This window comes from Sulfitobacter sp. KMM 9851 (assembly GCF_057178245.1).
The window spans coordinates 782,477-795,722 of sequence record NZ_CM169991.1 but is presented as its reverse complement, the minus strand read 5'-3'; the positions used below and the strand labels follow the sequence as shown (position 1 = coordinate 795,722).

12 protein-coding genes are annotated in these 13,246 nt (G+C 61.9%); 2 read left to right on the top strand and 10 right to left on the bottom strand.

Annotation, left to right across the window (positions count from 1 at the left end; genetic code table 11):
• The first annotated feature begins 15 nt into the window (after nucleotides 1–15).
• Entirely contained in the window at nucleotides 16–582 is a 567-nt protein-coding gene (locus AC1965_RS03895; protein ID WP_483885982.1) for a TlpA disulfide reductase family protein, read from the top strand.
• A 2-nt stretch (nucleotides 583–584) separates the two neighbouring features.
• On the opposite strand, the gene AC1965_RS03890 is transcribed toward AC1965_RS03895, so the two are convergent.
• Nucleotides 585–1,658, bottom strand: a complete 1,074-nt coding sequence (locus AC1965_RS03890) for a Hint domain-containing protein (protein ID WP_483885981.1) — start codon at nucleotides 1,656–1,658, stop codon at nucleotides 585–587.
• 144 nt (nucleotides 1,659–1,802) lie between these two features.
• A complete protein-coding gene (locus tag AC1965_RS03885; RefSeq protein ID WP_483885980.1) occupies nucleotides 1,803–2,720 on the bottom strand; it encodes a lipid A-modifier LpxR family protein in 918 nt (305 codons plus the stop codon).
• Between the two features lie 168 nt (nucleotides 2,721–2,888).
• Here AC1965_RS03885 and AC1965_RS03880 point away from each other — a divergent pair, with 168 nt between their 5' ends.
• Nucleotides 2,889–3,416: a winged helix DNA-binding protein gene (locus AC1965_RS03880; protein ID WP_483885979.1), complete on the top strand. Its 528-nt coding sequence runs from the start codon at nucleotides 2,889–2,891 to the stop codon at nucleotides 3,414–3,416.
• 156 nt (nucleotides 3,417–3,572) lie between these two features.
• Here AC1965_RS03880 and eda read toward each other — a convergent pair whose 3' ends face one another.
• From eda to AC1965_RS03840, 8 genes are all read right to left on the bottom strand, one after another.
• Complete coding sequence (gene eda / locus AC1965_RS03875; protein WP_483885978.1) at nucleotides 3,573–4,214, bottom strand: bifunctional 4-hydroxy-2-oxoglutarate aldolase/2-dehydro-3-deoxy-phosphogluconate aldolase; 642 nt, start codon at nucleotides 4,212–4,214, stop codon at nucleotides 3,573–3,575.
• A gap of 22 nt (nucleotides 4,215–4,236) precedes the next feature.
• On the bottom strand, nucleotides 4,237–6,036 hold the full coding sequence (edd, locus tag AC1965_RS03870; RefSeq protein ID WP_483886977.1) for a phosphogluconate dehydratase: 1,800 nt from the start codon (nucleotides 6,034–6,036) through the stop codon (nucleotides 4,237–4,239).
• A gap of 38 nt (nucleotides 6,037–6,074) precedes the next feature.
• Nucleotides 6,075–7,082: a type I glyceraldehyde-3-phosphate dehydrogenase gene (gene gap / locus AC1965_RS03865; protein ID WP_483885977.1), complete on the bottom strand. Its 1,008-nt coding sequence runs from the start codon at nucleotides 7,080–7,082 to the stop codon at nucleotides 6,075–6,077.
• Nucleotides 7,083–7,267: 185 nt separating this feature from the next.
• Entirely contained in the window at nucleotides 7,268–8,548 is a 1,281-nt protein-coding gene (locus tag AC1965_RS03860) for an amidohydrolase family protein (protein WP_483885976.1), read from the bottom strand.
• Nucleotides 8,548–9,492, bottom strand: coding sequence for an ABC transporter permease (locus AC1965_RS03855; protein ID WP_483885975.1), 945 nt, complete (start codon nucleotides 9,490–9,492; stop codon nucleotides 8,548–8,550). The genes AC1965_RS03860 and AC1965_RS03855 overlap by 1 nt, the downstream gene beginning before the upstream one ends.
• On the bottom strand, nucleotides 9,492–10,541 hold the full coding sequence (locus AC1965_RS03850; RefSeq protein ID WP_483885974.1) for an ABC transporter permease: 1,050 nt from the start codon (nucleotides 10,539–10,541) through the stop codon (nucleotides 9,492–9,494). The genes AC1965_RS03855 and AC1965_RS03850 overlap by 1 nt, the downstream gene beginning before the upstream one ends.
• Nucleotides 10,531–12,081, bottom strand: coding sequence for an ABC transporter ATP-binding protein (locus tag AC1965_RS03845; RefSeq protein ID WP_483885973.1), 1,551 nt, complete (start codon nucleotides 12,079–12,081; stop codon nucleotides 10,531–10,533). Before AC1965_RS03845 ends, AC1965_RS03850 begins: the two co-directional genes overlap by 11 nt.
• Nucleotides 12,082–13,089: a BMP family protein gene (locus AC1965_RS03840; protein WP_483885972.1), complete on the bottom strand. Its 1,008-nt coding sequence runs from the start codon at nucleotides 13,087–13,089 to the stop codon at nucleotides 12,082–12,084.
• Nucleotides 13,090–13,246 lie beyond the last annotated feature (157 nt).

The following is a 13,246-nucleotide window of genomic DNA, read 5'->3' as shown; positions in this document are numbered from 1 at the left end:
CCCTTGGAGGGACGAATGAAAAATCTGGTGCTCGGCCTCGTTTATACGCTGCTTGTCGCAGGTGCAAACCCCGCTCTAGCGGCGGGCGCAGACATTGCCGGCCTGCGCGAGGGAGATATGCGCAAACTGGTGATCCATGACACGCCCGAGGCCACATCAGACGCCACATTTGAACGCGAAGACGATGGCGAAAAGATCAGCCTTGAGGACTATCAGGGCAAGTATGTGCTGGTGAATTTCTGGGCCACATGGTGCGCCCCCTGCCGCAAGGAAATGCCACAGCTGAATGCGCTGCAAAAGGAATTTGGCGGGGACAAGTTTCAGGTGCTGACCATCGCCACCGGGCGCAACACGCCCGAGGGGATCAAACGGTTCTTTGCCGAGGCGGGCATCGATAGCCTGCCGCGCCACCAAGACCCCAAACAGATGCTTGCCAGCCAGATGGGCGTCTTTGGCCTGCCTATTTCGGTATTGATTGATCCCACCGGGCGCGAGATTGCACGGCTACAGGGGGATGCAGATTGGTCATCCGACAGCGCCCGCGCGATCATCAAGGCACTGGTCGGCGACAAAGAGAGCTAAGCTCAGGCGGCGTGGTTCAATATTGCCGCTTCAGATGCCGACAGGTTGCGCCGGGCGTAGCTGCCATAGGTATGTGGATCAAACTCCAACTCGGGGTATTCGGCCAACAGACGCCCGCGGTCGCTTTCACCCAGCGTGTTGAACGCGGCGGATGCGGGATGGAAGCTTTCGGTTTCGACACCGTTGGCCCACATCACCTGATGCCGTTCAAGCAGCACGTGAATATAGGTCACCTCGCGCAGCTTGAGGTCGACAGAGATACTATCGCCGTTGATCAGATCCTTGGCCGCAACAAGCACCTCGTTGGTGTTGAACAGGCTCTGGGCCTTGGGGCCTTTGATCAGGATCCGGTGTTCGGGAGACACCAACAGATCGCCATCGGGCAGATCATTGCCCAACGCGCCGGCGCGAAACCGCACTGGGCGCAGGCGCGGCATGGCAAAGAAACGCGCGCCGGTCATGCGGCGGCTGCCGACCCACTGTAGGGGTTGCGCGCCGTTGTCCTTGGTCTGGATCAGATCGCCTTCGCGCAGATCCTCGATCAGCGCCACCCCATGTGGGGTGCGGATGCGGGTGCCGGGCGTAAAGCAGATAACGCCGCCGGTGCCGGGGCCTGCATGATCACTTGGCGCGGTGCCAAGCGTGTGATGCACCACCCAAAGATCAGAATTGCGCGGTGGCATTTCATCGAGGAACATCAACAACGGCTGGCTGCCGCGCCCCACTTCGATCAGGGTCACGGTATAGGACCGCCCGCCGTCGGTGACGACAAAACTGTTATCCATCAAGGGGGTATCGGCAATCTCACGCGCCAATTTCGCGGGCACAATCACATCATGATCCAGCGCCGCGCCGACAAGGCGGTGCACCATGCGTGCCGCACGTTTGCGAAGTTCTTCCGCGCCGTCTGCCTGATCCAGCCGCAATACATCGCTCGGTCCATCCACACGGATGGCGTCGCCCCGCCATGCCCATGCTGCCCCTACGTTGAGCGACTGCACCGGCGCGGCATCTAGGCCGTCGATCTCTGTTTGCGACCAGCTTATGACAAACGTGCCCTTAAAGCCCGTTTTCATAGTCTGCTCTGCCTGCCTCACGTTTTTTATTACCCGGAGCCTAGCAAAAAGGACGTCTTCACGAAAGGGGGTATTTGGACGCGATTCCAGCCTGTTGTAAATTGACCTTCATGTAACCCAGGCGTGTGCTTGAACGCCCGCCGCTTAAAAGCGCAGGTTGACCCGCAGCGAGCCGACAAGCTGGCCTTCGGTCTGCGCCTCGAATTCGCGGCCCAGCCATGTCACCCCGTAAAAGACCGATGCCCCTTCGCCCTGCCAATGCACCCCGGCGCGCAGACGGTCGCGCCGATCGGTCAGCACAAAGCCGCGATTCTCGGGCAGGTAGATGCTGTCTGCGACATGGGCAATGTCCGCGCCCAGCACAAAGCTATACCCACCGAGATCAGGATTCTGGATGCTGCGGTAGCGCTGACCGGTGGTGATGTCACGGATCAGCAATTCGCCCTGCCCAATGGTGCCAATGGTCAGGTCCGCGCCAACACGCAACAGGGTTTCGGCCCCGGCACGTGCCTCGACAAAAGGGCGCAAGCGCATGTTATGGCCCAGATCAAAGCTGCGCCCGACCTCACCCACAAAGGTGGGGTGCACGCCATTGCCGATCTGGTTGTCGAGCATTGTCGAAGACGGGCCGGTGGTGTCCAGCAGATCATGAAATGCCCGTTGCAGACTGCCCAGCCCGGTGCTGGGGCCGGTAAAGACGAGATCTCCGCCCAGAGAGATATCATAACCCTGCCGCGAGAAATGCGTGTGCAGTCCGGCAGACAGCGTGCCGGCATAAGGTCGGTCACCCGCCGCTGGCATGCGCAGGTTATCCGGGGCCAGCACCGCCATGCCCAGCCGCAGTTCAACCAGTTCACCAAAGCCTGCGGGGGTAGTGCCGTTCCAAGTCGGACCCCAGATGCGTGACGACGAAACAGAGCCACTGCGCCACCGGTCCTGACCGTCGCCCAAAAAGTCGTTTGTTATCAGGTGGCCATAGCCCAGCCGCTGGCGATCACCGGCATGTGCGGGTGACAATGCAACAAGCGGCGCGAGAAGCGCAGCGGAGATCAGTCGAAACATGGCAAAGCACCTGAATTGCGCCCCCCCGGCCAGACAACAATAGGCGGATTTGCGCCAATTGACTAGTGCAGGTCTGCAACATGCATGAAATTGCGGCGACCCGCGGTTCGCTTGTAAAACACAGGCAAATTGATAACGTATTGATATCATTCCCACCAAAGGTGCCCCATGTCACAGCCTGCCCCCCCCAGCGACGCCCGCCGCATCGTGTCCTCCCGCCATCTGGCCGAGGGCGAAGGCTGGGAAGCGTCAGAACTCGAATACGGGATGATCATCGCCTACAACGCCTTTACCCGCTGGATGTCGCGCTGCATGGCAGCGGCCGGCAATGGCGATCTGACCCCGTTGGAAATTTTGGTGCTGCATAACACCAATCACCGGGGTCGGGAAAAGCGGCTGACGGACATCTGTTTTCTGCTGAACATCGAGGACACGCATACGGTCAACTATGCGCTGCGCAAGCTGGTAAAGGCGGAATTGCTGAGTGCGGAAAAGCGGGGCAAAGAAGTGTTTTACCGTACCTCAGAAGCAGGTGCCGCGCTGTGCGACGCCTATCGCGCCATCCGGCAGGCATGTTTTCTGGACGGATTGCCTCGTACTGACATCAGCGGCGAGGAACTACGCCGGATCGCGGCGCAGTTGCGCGCGATGTCGGGGCAGTATGATCAGGCAAGCCGGGCGGCCGCATCGCTGTAGCGAGTACGTTCGGCGCATTGGGGGGCTACGCCCCCCAAATCAGGTTAAGTTATTTGGGGCTTTGCCCCCAAACCAAGCCGATTTATTGGGGGCTTTGCCCCCAAACCCCCAGGAATATTCAACCAAAAAGAGAGGGGGCGCGGCGTGCGCATAGGTCTAGCGCGTCAACTGACTGGCGGCGCGGGCCAGCTCGGTGATGGCAGCCCAGTCCCCCGCCTGCACCAGCGCGTCCGGCGCCACCCACGACCCGCCCGCGCAGATGACATTGGGCAATGATAGATAGCTGTCGACATTGGCCATGCTCACCCCGCCGGTGGGGCAAAAGGTGATCTGCGGCAGCGGCGATGCAAGTGACTTCAGCGCAGGCGCGCCGCCGGAGGCTTCGGCGGGGAAGAATTTGAGCATGTTATAGCCGCGTTCCAGCAGGCGCATCGCCTCGGAAGCGGTGGCAGCGCCGGGCAGCAACGGCAGATCAGCATCTTCCGCAGCTTGCAGCAGCCTGTCGGTGGCGCCGGGCGAGACGCCAAACAACGCACCTGCGGACTTGGCGCGGCGCACGTCTTCGGGGGTGAGCAAGGTCCCTGCCCCAACGATCCCGCCCTCGACCTTGGCCATCTCCGCGATCACGTCCAGCGCCACGCTGGTGCGCAAAGTTACCTCAAGCGCAGGCAGCCCCCCGGCGACCAGCGCCTCGGCCAGTGGGCGGGCGTGGGCGATGTCATGCACCACCAGAACCGGGATAACAGGCGCACGGGCGCAGATATCGCGCGCGGCGGCGCTTGCGTCTTTAGGCAGCATGGCGGGCATCCTTTTTGCGGGGTCACAGACAGCTTGCGCCGGTGTCGGCGGACCCTACCAATTTGCGAAAGTTGGTAAAGAGGTCACGACCCTGACCGTGGTCATTGATGCTGAGGTCGATGGTGACGGCGGGGCGGTCAAGCACGCCGCGGGTGATGATGTCGAGCCGCCCGTCATGGGCATCAACGCGCAGTACATCGCCGTCTTTGAGTTTGGCAATCGCCCCGCCATCCACCGCTTCGGGGCAGACATGGATCGCCGACAGCACCTTGCCCGACGCCCCCGACATGCGCCCATCGGTGACCAGCGCCACCTTGAGCCCCCGCGCCTGTAAATTGGCGAGCACAGGTGTAAGACTGTGCAGTTCCGGCATCCCATTGGCCTTGGGCCCTTGAAACCGAACCACCACAATGACGTCATCGGTAAACGCGCCCGCCTGATAGGCCGCTTTCACACTGTCCTGATCGTGGAACACGCGCACGGGTGCTTCGACGATGTGATGTTCCGGTTTCACGGCGGAAATCTTGGTCACTGCCGCGCCGAGCGCGCCATCAAGCCGTTTCAGCCCGCCTGTTGGTTGGAAGGGATCGCAGACCGGGCGCAAAATCTTGTCGTTCAGGGTGTGTTTCGGCCCCGCGACCCATGCCACGCTTTCGCCGGTGAGTTTGGGGTCTTGGGTATAGCGTGCAAGCCCCGGCCCGGCGGCGGTCTTGACGTCTTCGTGCAGCAGCCCCGCGTCGAGCAATTGGGCGATCATGTAACCGAGCCCCCCGGCCGCGTGAAAGTGGTTCACGTCTGCGAGGCCATTGGGATAGACCCGCGCCAGCAGGGGGGTCACCTCGGCCAGATCGGAAAAATCGTGCCAGTCCAGCACGATCCCCCCGGCGCGTGCCATTGCCACCAGATGAATCAGCAGATTGGTAGAGCCACCCGTGGCGTGCAGACCGACGATGCCGTTCACAAAGGCGCGCGCGTCCAGCACATCGCAGACCGGGGTGTATTCGTTGCCCAGATGGCTGATCGCCAACGCGCGCTGCGCCCCTGTAACCGTCAGCGCATCGCGCAGTGGTGTGTTGGGATTCACAAAAGACGCGCCCGGCAGGTGCAGGCCCATGAATTCCATCAGCATTTGGTTGGTATTGGCGGTGCCGTAAAAGGTGCAGGTCCCCGGCCCGTGGTAGGCCGCCATCTCGGACGCCATCAGTTCCGCGCGGTCCACGTCGCCAGAGGCGAATTTCTGGCGTACAATCGCCTTTTCATCGTTGGAGATGCCGGACGTCATCGGCCCGGCGGGCAGAAAGACCGCAGGCAGGTGGCCAAAGGTCTGCGCCGCGATCACCAGCCCGGGCACGATCTTGTCACAGACGCCAAGGAAAACGGCAGCGTCGAAGGTATTGTGGCTAAGCCCGACCCCCGCTGCCAGCGCGATCACGTCGCGGGAAAACAGCGACAATTCCATGCCAGGCGTGCCCTGGGTCACGCCGTCGCACATCGCGGGCACGCCGCCTGCCACCTGCGCGGTGCCGCCCACGGCGCGGGCCGCGTCGCGGATCAGTTCGGGAAACCGCTCGAACGGTTGGTGGGCGGACAGCATGTCGTTGTAGGTCGTGATAATGCCCAGATTACCCGCCGATCTGGTCGCAAGTGCTGCCTGATCCGGCCCGGCGGCGGCATAGGCATGGGCCTGACCGGAACAGGACAGATGCGCGCGCGCCGGACCGTCTTCGGCGGCGCGGCGCATACGGGCGAGATAGGGATCACGGCTGGCAGCGCTGCGCGTGATGATGCGGTCGGTGACCTTGGCAACGATGTCATTCAGCATGGTGTCTCCGATCAACTTGGTCACATGTCGGGGCCGCGTCAGGCGTTCAGCAGGCCACCGATCACGCGTGCGGTGTCGTTCATCCGATTGGAAAAACCCCATTCATTGTCATACCAGCTTATCACACGGACCATGCCCCCGTCTGTCACGCTGGTTTGTGCGGGGGCGAAGGTCGATGAATGCGGATCATGATTAAAGTCGACCGAGACCAGCGGGGCTTCCTCATAGCCCAGCACGCCTGCCATTGGGCCGTCTGACGCAGCCTTGATCGCGGCATTCACAGCCGCGACCGTGGCAGGTTTGGACGGTATGAAAGCCAGATCAATCAGCGATACATTGACCGTGGGCACACGAACGGCAGAACCTTCGAGGCGGCCCTTAAGGTGCGGGATAACCTGAGAAATCGCCGCCGCAGCGCCCGTGGAGGTCGGCACCATCGAAACCGACGCCGCCCGGCCCCGGTACAGATCGCGGTGCGGGCTGTCGTGGGTTGGCTGGTCGCCCGTAAAGGCGTGGATCGTGGTCATGTAGCCCGTCTCGATCCCGAACGTATCGTCCAGTACCTTGGCCACAGGGGCGAGACAATTTGTGGTACAGGAGGCGTTGGAGACGATGACGTCGTCGACCGTCAGATCAGCATGGTTGACGCCGTAGACCACGGTGCGGTCGACGCCCTTGCCCGGGGCCGAGATCAGCACGCGTTTGGCACCGTTCTTGAGGTGTTTGGACGCGTCATCGTGTGAGGTGAAGAAGCCTGTACATTCATAAACCACATCTACGTCACCCCAAGGCAGCTTTGCCGGGTCGCGTTCGGCGGTCATGCGAATCACCTGCCCAGCCAGATGCAGTTCGCTGCCCTTAAGTTCGGCCTTGGTTTTCAGGCGGCCATGCACGCTGTCGTATTTCAGCAGGTGCAGCAGGGTTTCGGGCGGCGCGAGGTCATTGATTGCAACCACTTCGATGCTATCAAAACCGTTTTCGACAAGCGCGCGGAGCACGCAGCGGCCAATGCGGCCAAAGCCGTTGATTGCGATTTTCGTGGTCATGGTTTTGTCCTCCGGTGGCCCGCGTCCGGGCAAGTGCCAATCTTGTTAGCGCTAACATATCAGAGCGACGGAGGGAGTTCAATCGCGATATGATGGGGACGGCCATCGCCTGCCGGCGGCCTGGCTCCGGGTGCTGCACATTCTTCGAATGTGCATACCGTGCGACTTAGCTGGCGAAGTGTATCCTAAGAATGTGCGCTGTGCCGCCGCCGTACCGATCCAGGCCGCCCCGGCAGATCCAGCCGCGCATCATTGCGTGCCTGCCGCGAGATCACCCGGCCCTTGGCGATCACGCACAGCCGATCCGGCCGCAGGCGCAGCGCCTCGATCGCATTGCCCGCGTCCAGCACCAGCAGCGATGCCTGCGCGCCGACATGCAGGCCGTAGTCCACCAAGCCCAAGATCCGCGCGTTCACATTCGTGACCATATCAAAACAGCGTCGCATTTCCTCGGGCGAGGTCATTTGCGCCACGTGCAGCCCCATAAAGGCCACGTCCAGCATGTCGCCTGTGCCCATCGAATACCACGGGTCCATTACGCAGTCCTGCCCCCAACCGACGTCAATGCCCATCGCCTGCATCTCCTTGACCCGCGTCAGCCCGCGCCGCTTGGGATAGGTATCGTGGCGACCTTGCAGGGTGATATTGATCAGCGGGTTCGGAATGGCGGCCACCTGTGCCTCGGCCATCAGGGGCAGCAGTTTAGAGACATAGTAGTTGTCCATCGAATGCATCGAGGTCAGATGCGAGCCAGCCACCCTGCCCTGTAGTCCGAGGCGTTGCGTCTCAAACGCCAGTGTTTCGATGTGCCGCGAATGGGGATCGTCGGTTTCGTCGCAGTGCAGATCGACCATCAGCCCCCGTTCAGCGGCGAGTTCGCACAGCGCGGTGACCGACCGCGCCCCATCGGCCATCGTGCGTTCAAAATGCGGAATGCCACCCACGACATCCACACCCATATCCAGCGCCCGGATCGTGTTGTCATACGCTGTCGGATCGCGGAACAGCCCATCTTGGGGGAAAGCGACCAGTTGCAGGTCGATGTAATCTTTGACCGTCTCGCGCACATCCAGCAGCGCCTCGACACCCAGCAGGCGGTCGTCGCAGGTATCGACATGGCTGCGGATGGACAGCAGCCCCAGCGATGCCGCCCAGTCGCAATATTCCAGCGCCCGCGCCTTGACCTCATCAGCGGCCATCACGTCCTTCAACTCACTCCACAGGCCGATACCTTCGAGCAGCGTGCCCGAGGCATTGATGCGCGGGGTGCCGTAGCTGAGGGTGGCGTCCATGTGAAAATGCGGATCGACAAAGGGCGGGCTAACCAGATCGCCGGTGGCGTCTATGACTTCGCCCGCCTCGGCGGCAGAGAGGTCTTCGACGGCGGTGATCCTGCGCCCTGTAATGCCGATGTCGGTGGTGCGGCCATCAGGCAGCGTGCCGCCCTTTACGATAAGATCGAACATCAGCGTTCTCCTTTGTTGAACGGCACCATCAGCGCCGCAGGCACCTGCGCCCGGCGTGACATGATCACCAGTGCCAGAATCGACAGGATATAAGGCGCCATCAGGAATATCTGATAGGGGATATCCGCCCCCAGCGGTGTCTGCTGTAAGCGGATTTGCAGCGCATCGAAAGCAGCAAACAGCACCGCGCCCAACAATGTCTTGCCAGGCTTCCAAGAGCCGAACACCACCAGAGCGATACAAATCCAGCCGCGCCCATTCACCATCTCGAAGAAAAAGGAGTTGAACGCGCTCATCGTCAGAAATGCGCCGCCGACAGCCATCAATCCACTGCCGAACATGACGGCCCCGATGCGGATACCCGTCACGCTCAACCCCTGCGCCTCGACCGCTGCGGGGTTTTCGCCCGCCGCGCGCAGGGCCAGCCCTAGGGGAGTACGATACAAGATCACAGACACCACCAACACGAGCACCAAGGCCAGATAGGTCAGCGGGGTCTGGTTAAACAACGCAGGGCCGATCACCGGGATATCCGACAGCAAAGGTATCTCAAACGGTTGAAACGCCGTGATTTTCGGCGGGCTGGTGACCTCTGGCAGGGCCAGCCGGTAGCAGTAATAGGTCAGCGAGGTCGCCAGCAGCGTGATGCCCAGGCCCACCACATGCTGGCTTAGCCCAAAGGGCACCGTCAGCACGCCGTGCACCAGCCCGAACGCCATACCCGACAGCATGGCGACGGCCACGCCAAACCACAGCCCCCCGCCCAGATAAACCGTCAGCCAGCCGGCAAAGGCGCCCACGACCATGATCCCCTCGATGCCAAGGTTCAGCACACCTGCGCGTTCGCAGATCAATTCGCCCAAAGCGGCAAAGATCAGCGGTGACGCGATGCGGATTGCGGCGGTCCAAAAACTGGCAGAGATGAGGATATCGAACAGGTCCATCAATCGCGCCTCACCCGGAATTTCGTCAGCATAATCGCCAGCACCATCAGCAGCAGTGCCAGTGCCAGCATGATATCCGCCAGATAGGTCGGCACGCCTGCGGCGCGGCTCATGCTATCCGCGCCGACAAAAATGCCAGCGACGAACAGCGCCGCCACCACCACCCCCAGCGGGTTCAGCAGTGCCAGCATCGCCACGATGATGCCCGTGTATCCAAAGCCGGGCGAAATATCCAAGGTCAGGTTGCCCTTAAGGCCCGCCACCTCGGAAAACCCTGCGAGTGCAGCCAGACCACCGGACAGCAGCGCGGTCTTGATCAACACCGCGTTGACCGGGATACCCGCAAACCGCGCCGCCTGCGGGTTCAGCCCCACCGCGCGCATCTCGTACCCCAGCGTCGTGCGCCGCTGAATGACCCAGACCACCAAGGCCGAAATCAGCGCAAGCCCAAAGCCCCAATGCAGCCGCAGCCCCTCCATCATGCGCGGCAAACGGGCTTCTTCGATCAGTCGGGCGGATTTAGGCCAACCAAGGCCCATCGGATCTTTCAACGATCCTTCGAGCAGCATCGACACCCAAAGCAGCACCACAAAATTAAGCAGCAGCGTCGTCACCACCTCGTCCACGCCAAAGCGGGTTTTCAGAAATGTCGGCACCAGCAGCACCACGGCCCCGGCCAGCATCGCCGAAACGGCGATGACAGGCAGCAAAGCAAACGCGGGCCAGGCCAGCGCCCCGGTGCCCAGGACAACGGTGACAACCGCGCCCATATATAGCTGCGCCTCGGCCCCGATATTCCACAGCTTGGCGCGGAACGCCACGGCAACGGCCAGCCCGGTAAAAATCAGCGGCGTCGCGCGGTTCAGCGTTTCCAGCGTGGCGAATTTGGACCCAAACGCACCCTTGATGATCAGCCCCAGCACCGAAAACGGCTGCGCCCCCGCCACCATCGCCAGCAGCGAGGCGACGACAACCGTCACCACCAGCGCCAGCGCAGGCAGCCCGAGCGACCGCGCCCATGTCGGGTTGGCAACAGGTTCAAGCCGCATGAGGTGTTCCTTTGTCAAAACCGTCGCCCGCCATCCAGACACCCAGTTCGGCAGGGGTCAGCGCGCCACGTGCAAATCCGGGCGACAGGCGGCCTTCGGATATCACATGGATCACGTCGGACAGTGCCGTAACCTCGTCGAGGTCTTCTGAAATCAGCAGCACCGCAGCGCCCCGGTCACGGGCGGCGAGCAGTTGTTCGTGGACGTAGGTGAGCGCCCCGATGTCCAGCCCGCGAACCGGCTGATTGGCCAGCACCACGGCGGGGGTGGTCTCCAGCACGCGGCCCAAGATCAGCTTTTGCATGTTCCCGCCCGACAGCAGGCGGATGCGGGTTTCGGGGCCAGGGCAACGCACGTCGTAGCCCTTGATGATCTTCGCTGCGAAATCGCGGGCGGCGCGCCAGTTCATCCAGCCGTAGCGGGAAAAACCGGGGCGCGAATAGAGTTCGAGCACCGCGTTTTCGGTGAGGTCGAAATCGGCGATGGTGCCGGTCTTGTGGCGGTCTTCGGGGATACGGGCGATCCCGGCACTGATCGCGGCATGGGGCGACCAGCCGCGGGGCGCGTCACCTTTCACCTGAAACGTGCCTGCCGCGGGGCGGAGCAGCCCGCCGATCAGATCGGCCAGCGCGGTTTGCCCGTTGCCGGAAACCCCCGCCAGCCCGGTGATCTGGCCTGCGCGGAGGTTTAGATCGACGTTCTTCAGACCCGGCGCAGAACCGATGTCGGGTGTGCTGACGCCTTCGAGCGTGACAAGAGCGGCACCGGGATCGGCCCGGCGTACGACCGGTGCGGCCACTTCGGCGCCCACCATCATCTGCGCCATGGCGGCGCGGTCGGTCTCGGCGGTTTTGGCTTCGGCCACCAGTTTGCCGTGGCGCAGCACGACGACGCGCGAAGAGATTGCCATGACCTCATGCAGCTTGTGCGAGATAAAGATGACCGAGAGGCCAAGCGCCACGGCCTTGCGCATGGTGGCGAACAGATCATCGGTTTCCTGCGGCGTCAGCACCGCCGTGGGTTCGTCCAAGATCAAGATACGCGCATCGCGGTAGAGCGCCTTGAGTATCTCGACCCGCTGGCGTTCGCCCACGCTCAGGCTGCCCACCTGCGCATCAGGGTCCACCCGCAGCCCGTAGTCGTCCATCAGCGTCTCGATACGCTGGCGCACCGCCACGCGGCCAAAGCCCGGATGCCAGAGCGGCCGGGTGCCCAGCACGATATTGTCCAACACGGTCATGTTGTCGGCCAGCGTGAAGTGCTGGTGCACCATGCCCACGCCCGCCGCCAGTGCTGCACGCGGATTGCCCGCAGGCAGGCGCGTGCCAAAGACCTCAACATGGCCTTCGTCCGGCGTGTAATGGCCAAACAGAATATTCATCAGCGTGGTTTTACCAGCGCCGTTTTCGCCCAGCAGTGCGATCACTTCGCCCTGCCGCAGATCAAAGCTGATCGCGTCATTGGCGGTAAGATTGCCAAATCGCTTGGTAATGTTGTCGAGGCGCAGGACAACCTGCGCCTCGGTCTTGGGATCGGTCATTTAGGAGGACTTCGGTTCTTCGTCGTTGATGTCGACGGTGAAGGAGCCGTCCTTGATCGCCTGTTCACGTTCCTTGACCATATCAAGCGCCTCTTGCGGGACTTTGCCCTCAAACGTGCCAAGCGGAGCGAGCGTGGAGCCGCCCTCGGACATGAAGGAATAGCGGCCATAATCGTCGGCCTTGAACGCGCCCGCTTTGACGGCGGCAATGGCGGCGTCGAGCGTCGGTTCAAAATGCCACAGCGCCGAGGCGACGACGGTTTCTGGGTATTCGGCCTGTGTGTTGATCACGTTGCCGATGGCCAGAACGCCCTTTTCCTGCGCCGCATCCGACACGCCAAAGCGTTCGGCATAAAGCACGTCTGCCCCCTGCTCGACCATGGCAAATGCGGTTTCCTTGGCCTTGGGCGGATCAAACCAAGAGCCGATAAAGCTGACCTGGAACTTGATGTCAGGGTTCATTTCCTGCGCCCCGGCCATGAAGGCATGCATCAGGCGGTTGACCTCGGGGATCGGGAAACCACCAACCATGCCGATGTTGCCACTTTCGGTCATCGCACCCGCGATAATGCCCGACAGATAGGCGGCGTCTTGGATATAGTTGTCAAAGACTGCAAAATTCGCCAGCGCGTCGTCCTGTTTAAAGCTGGAGCCCATGAGGAACGCGACCTGAGGGTAATCCGCCGCCACTTCACGCGCCTCGGCTTCGGCACCAAATACCTCGCCCACGATCAGCGTGTTCCCGGCTTCGGCATATTCGCGCAAGACGCGGGCGTAATCGGTGTTCGAGACATTTTCGGTAAAGCTGTATTCAATATCACCGCGCGTCTGCGCCGCTTCGGCGGCCTTGTGGATGCGGCTGACCCATTGCTGTTCCACCGGCACGGTATAGACACCCGCAACCTTGATCGGATCAGCAGCAAAGGCGGCCTGCGGCAGCAGCGCGGCCCCGGCCAACGTGGCCGCCGTGCCCAGCAGAAAGCGGCGTGTAAAGATGCGTTGTGTCATGTGTCGTCCCCCAGTTGTTTTTGGTTATATTTTACCGTTTGATAAAGTTTTCCTTAAGTCAAGCTATCATGTGACGCGGGGTCACCCAAGGCCAGAGCGTTTTCGCGCCGTTGATGAAAGAATTAGCAGTTGCCGCCCAGCGGCGGTAGGATCGCCC

What these genes read in the sequence shown, in the direction of transcription:
- gap (WP_483885977.1), bottom strand. Translation starts at nt 7,082, where the DNA reads ATGACCACGAAAATCGCAATCAACGGCTTTGGCCGCATTGGCCGCTGC.
- AC1965_RS03840 (WP_483885972.1), bottom strand. Translation starts at nt 13,089, where the DNA reads ATGACACAACGCATCTTTACACGCCGCTTTCTGCTGGGCACGGCGGCC.
- eda (WP_483885978.1), bottom strand. Translation starts at nt 4,214, where the DNA reads ATGCTGCCTAAAGACGCAAGCGCCGCCGCGCGCGATATCTGCGCCCGT.
- AC1965_RS03845 (WP_483885973.1), bottom strand. Translation starts at nt 12,081, where the DNA reads ATGACCGATCCCAAGACCGAGGCGCAGGTTGTCCTGCGCCTCGACAAC.
- edd (WP_483886977.1), bottom strand. Translation starts at nt 6,036, where the DNA reads ATGCTGAATGACATCGTTGCCAAGGTCACCGACCGCATCATCACGCGC.
- AC1965_RS03850 (WP_483885974.1), bottom strand. Translation starts at nt 10,541, where the DNA reads ATGCGGCTTGAACCTGTTGCCAACCCGACATGGGCGCGGTCGCTCGGG.
- AC1965_RS03890 (WP_483885981.1), bottom strand. Translation starts at nt 1,658, where the DNA reads ATGAAAACGGGCTTTAAGGGCACGTTTGTCATAAGCTGGTCGCAAACA.
- AC1965_RS03860 (WP_483885976.1), bottom strand. Translation starts at nt 8,548, where the DNA reads ATGTTCGATCTTATCGTAAAGGGCGGCACGCTGCCTGATGGCCGCACC.
- AC1965_RS03895 (WP_483885982.1), top strand. Translation starts at nt 16, where the DNA reads ATGAAAAATCTGGTGCTCGGCCTCGTTTATACGCTGCTTGTCGCAGGT.
- AC1965_RS03855 (WP_483885975.1), bottom strand. Translation starts at nt 9,492, where the DNA reads ATGGACCTGTTCGATATCCTCATCTCTGCCAGTTTTTGGACCGCCGCA.
- AC1965_RS03885 (WP_483885980.1), bottom strand. Translation starts at nt 2,720, where the DNA reads ATGTTTCGACTGATCTCCGCTGCGCTTCTCGCGCCGCTTGTTGCATTG.
- AC1965_RS03880 (WP_483885979.1), top strand. Translation starts at nt 2,889, where the DNA reads ATGTCACAGCCTGCCCCCCCCAGCGACGCCCGCCGCATCGTGTCCTCC.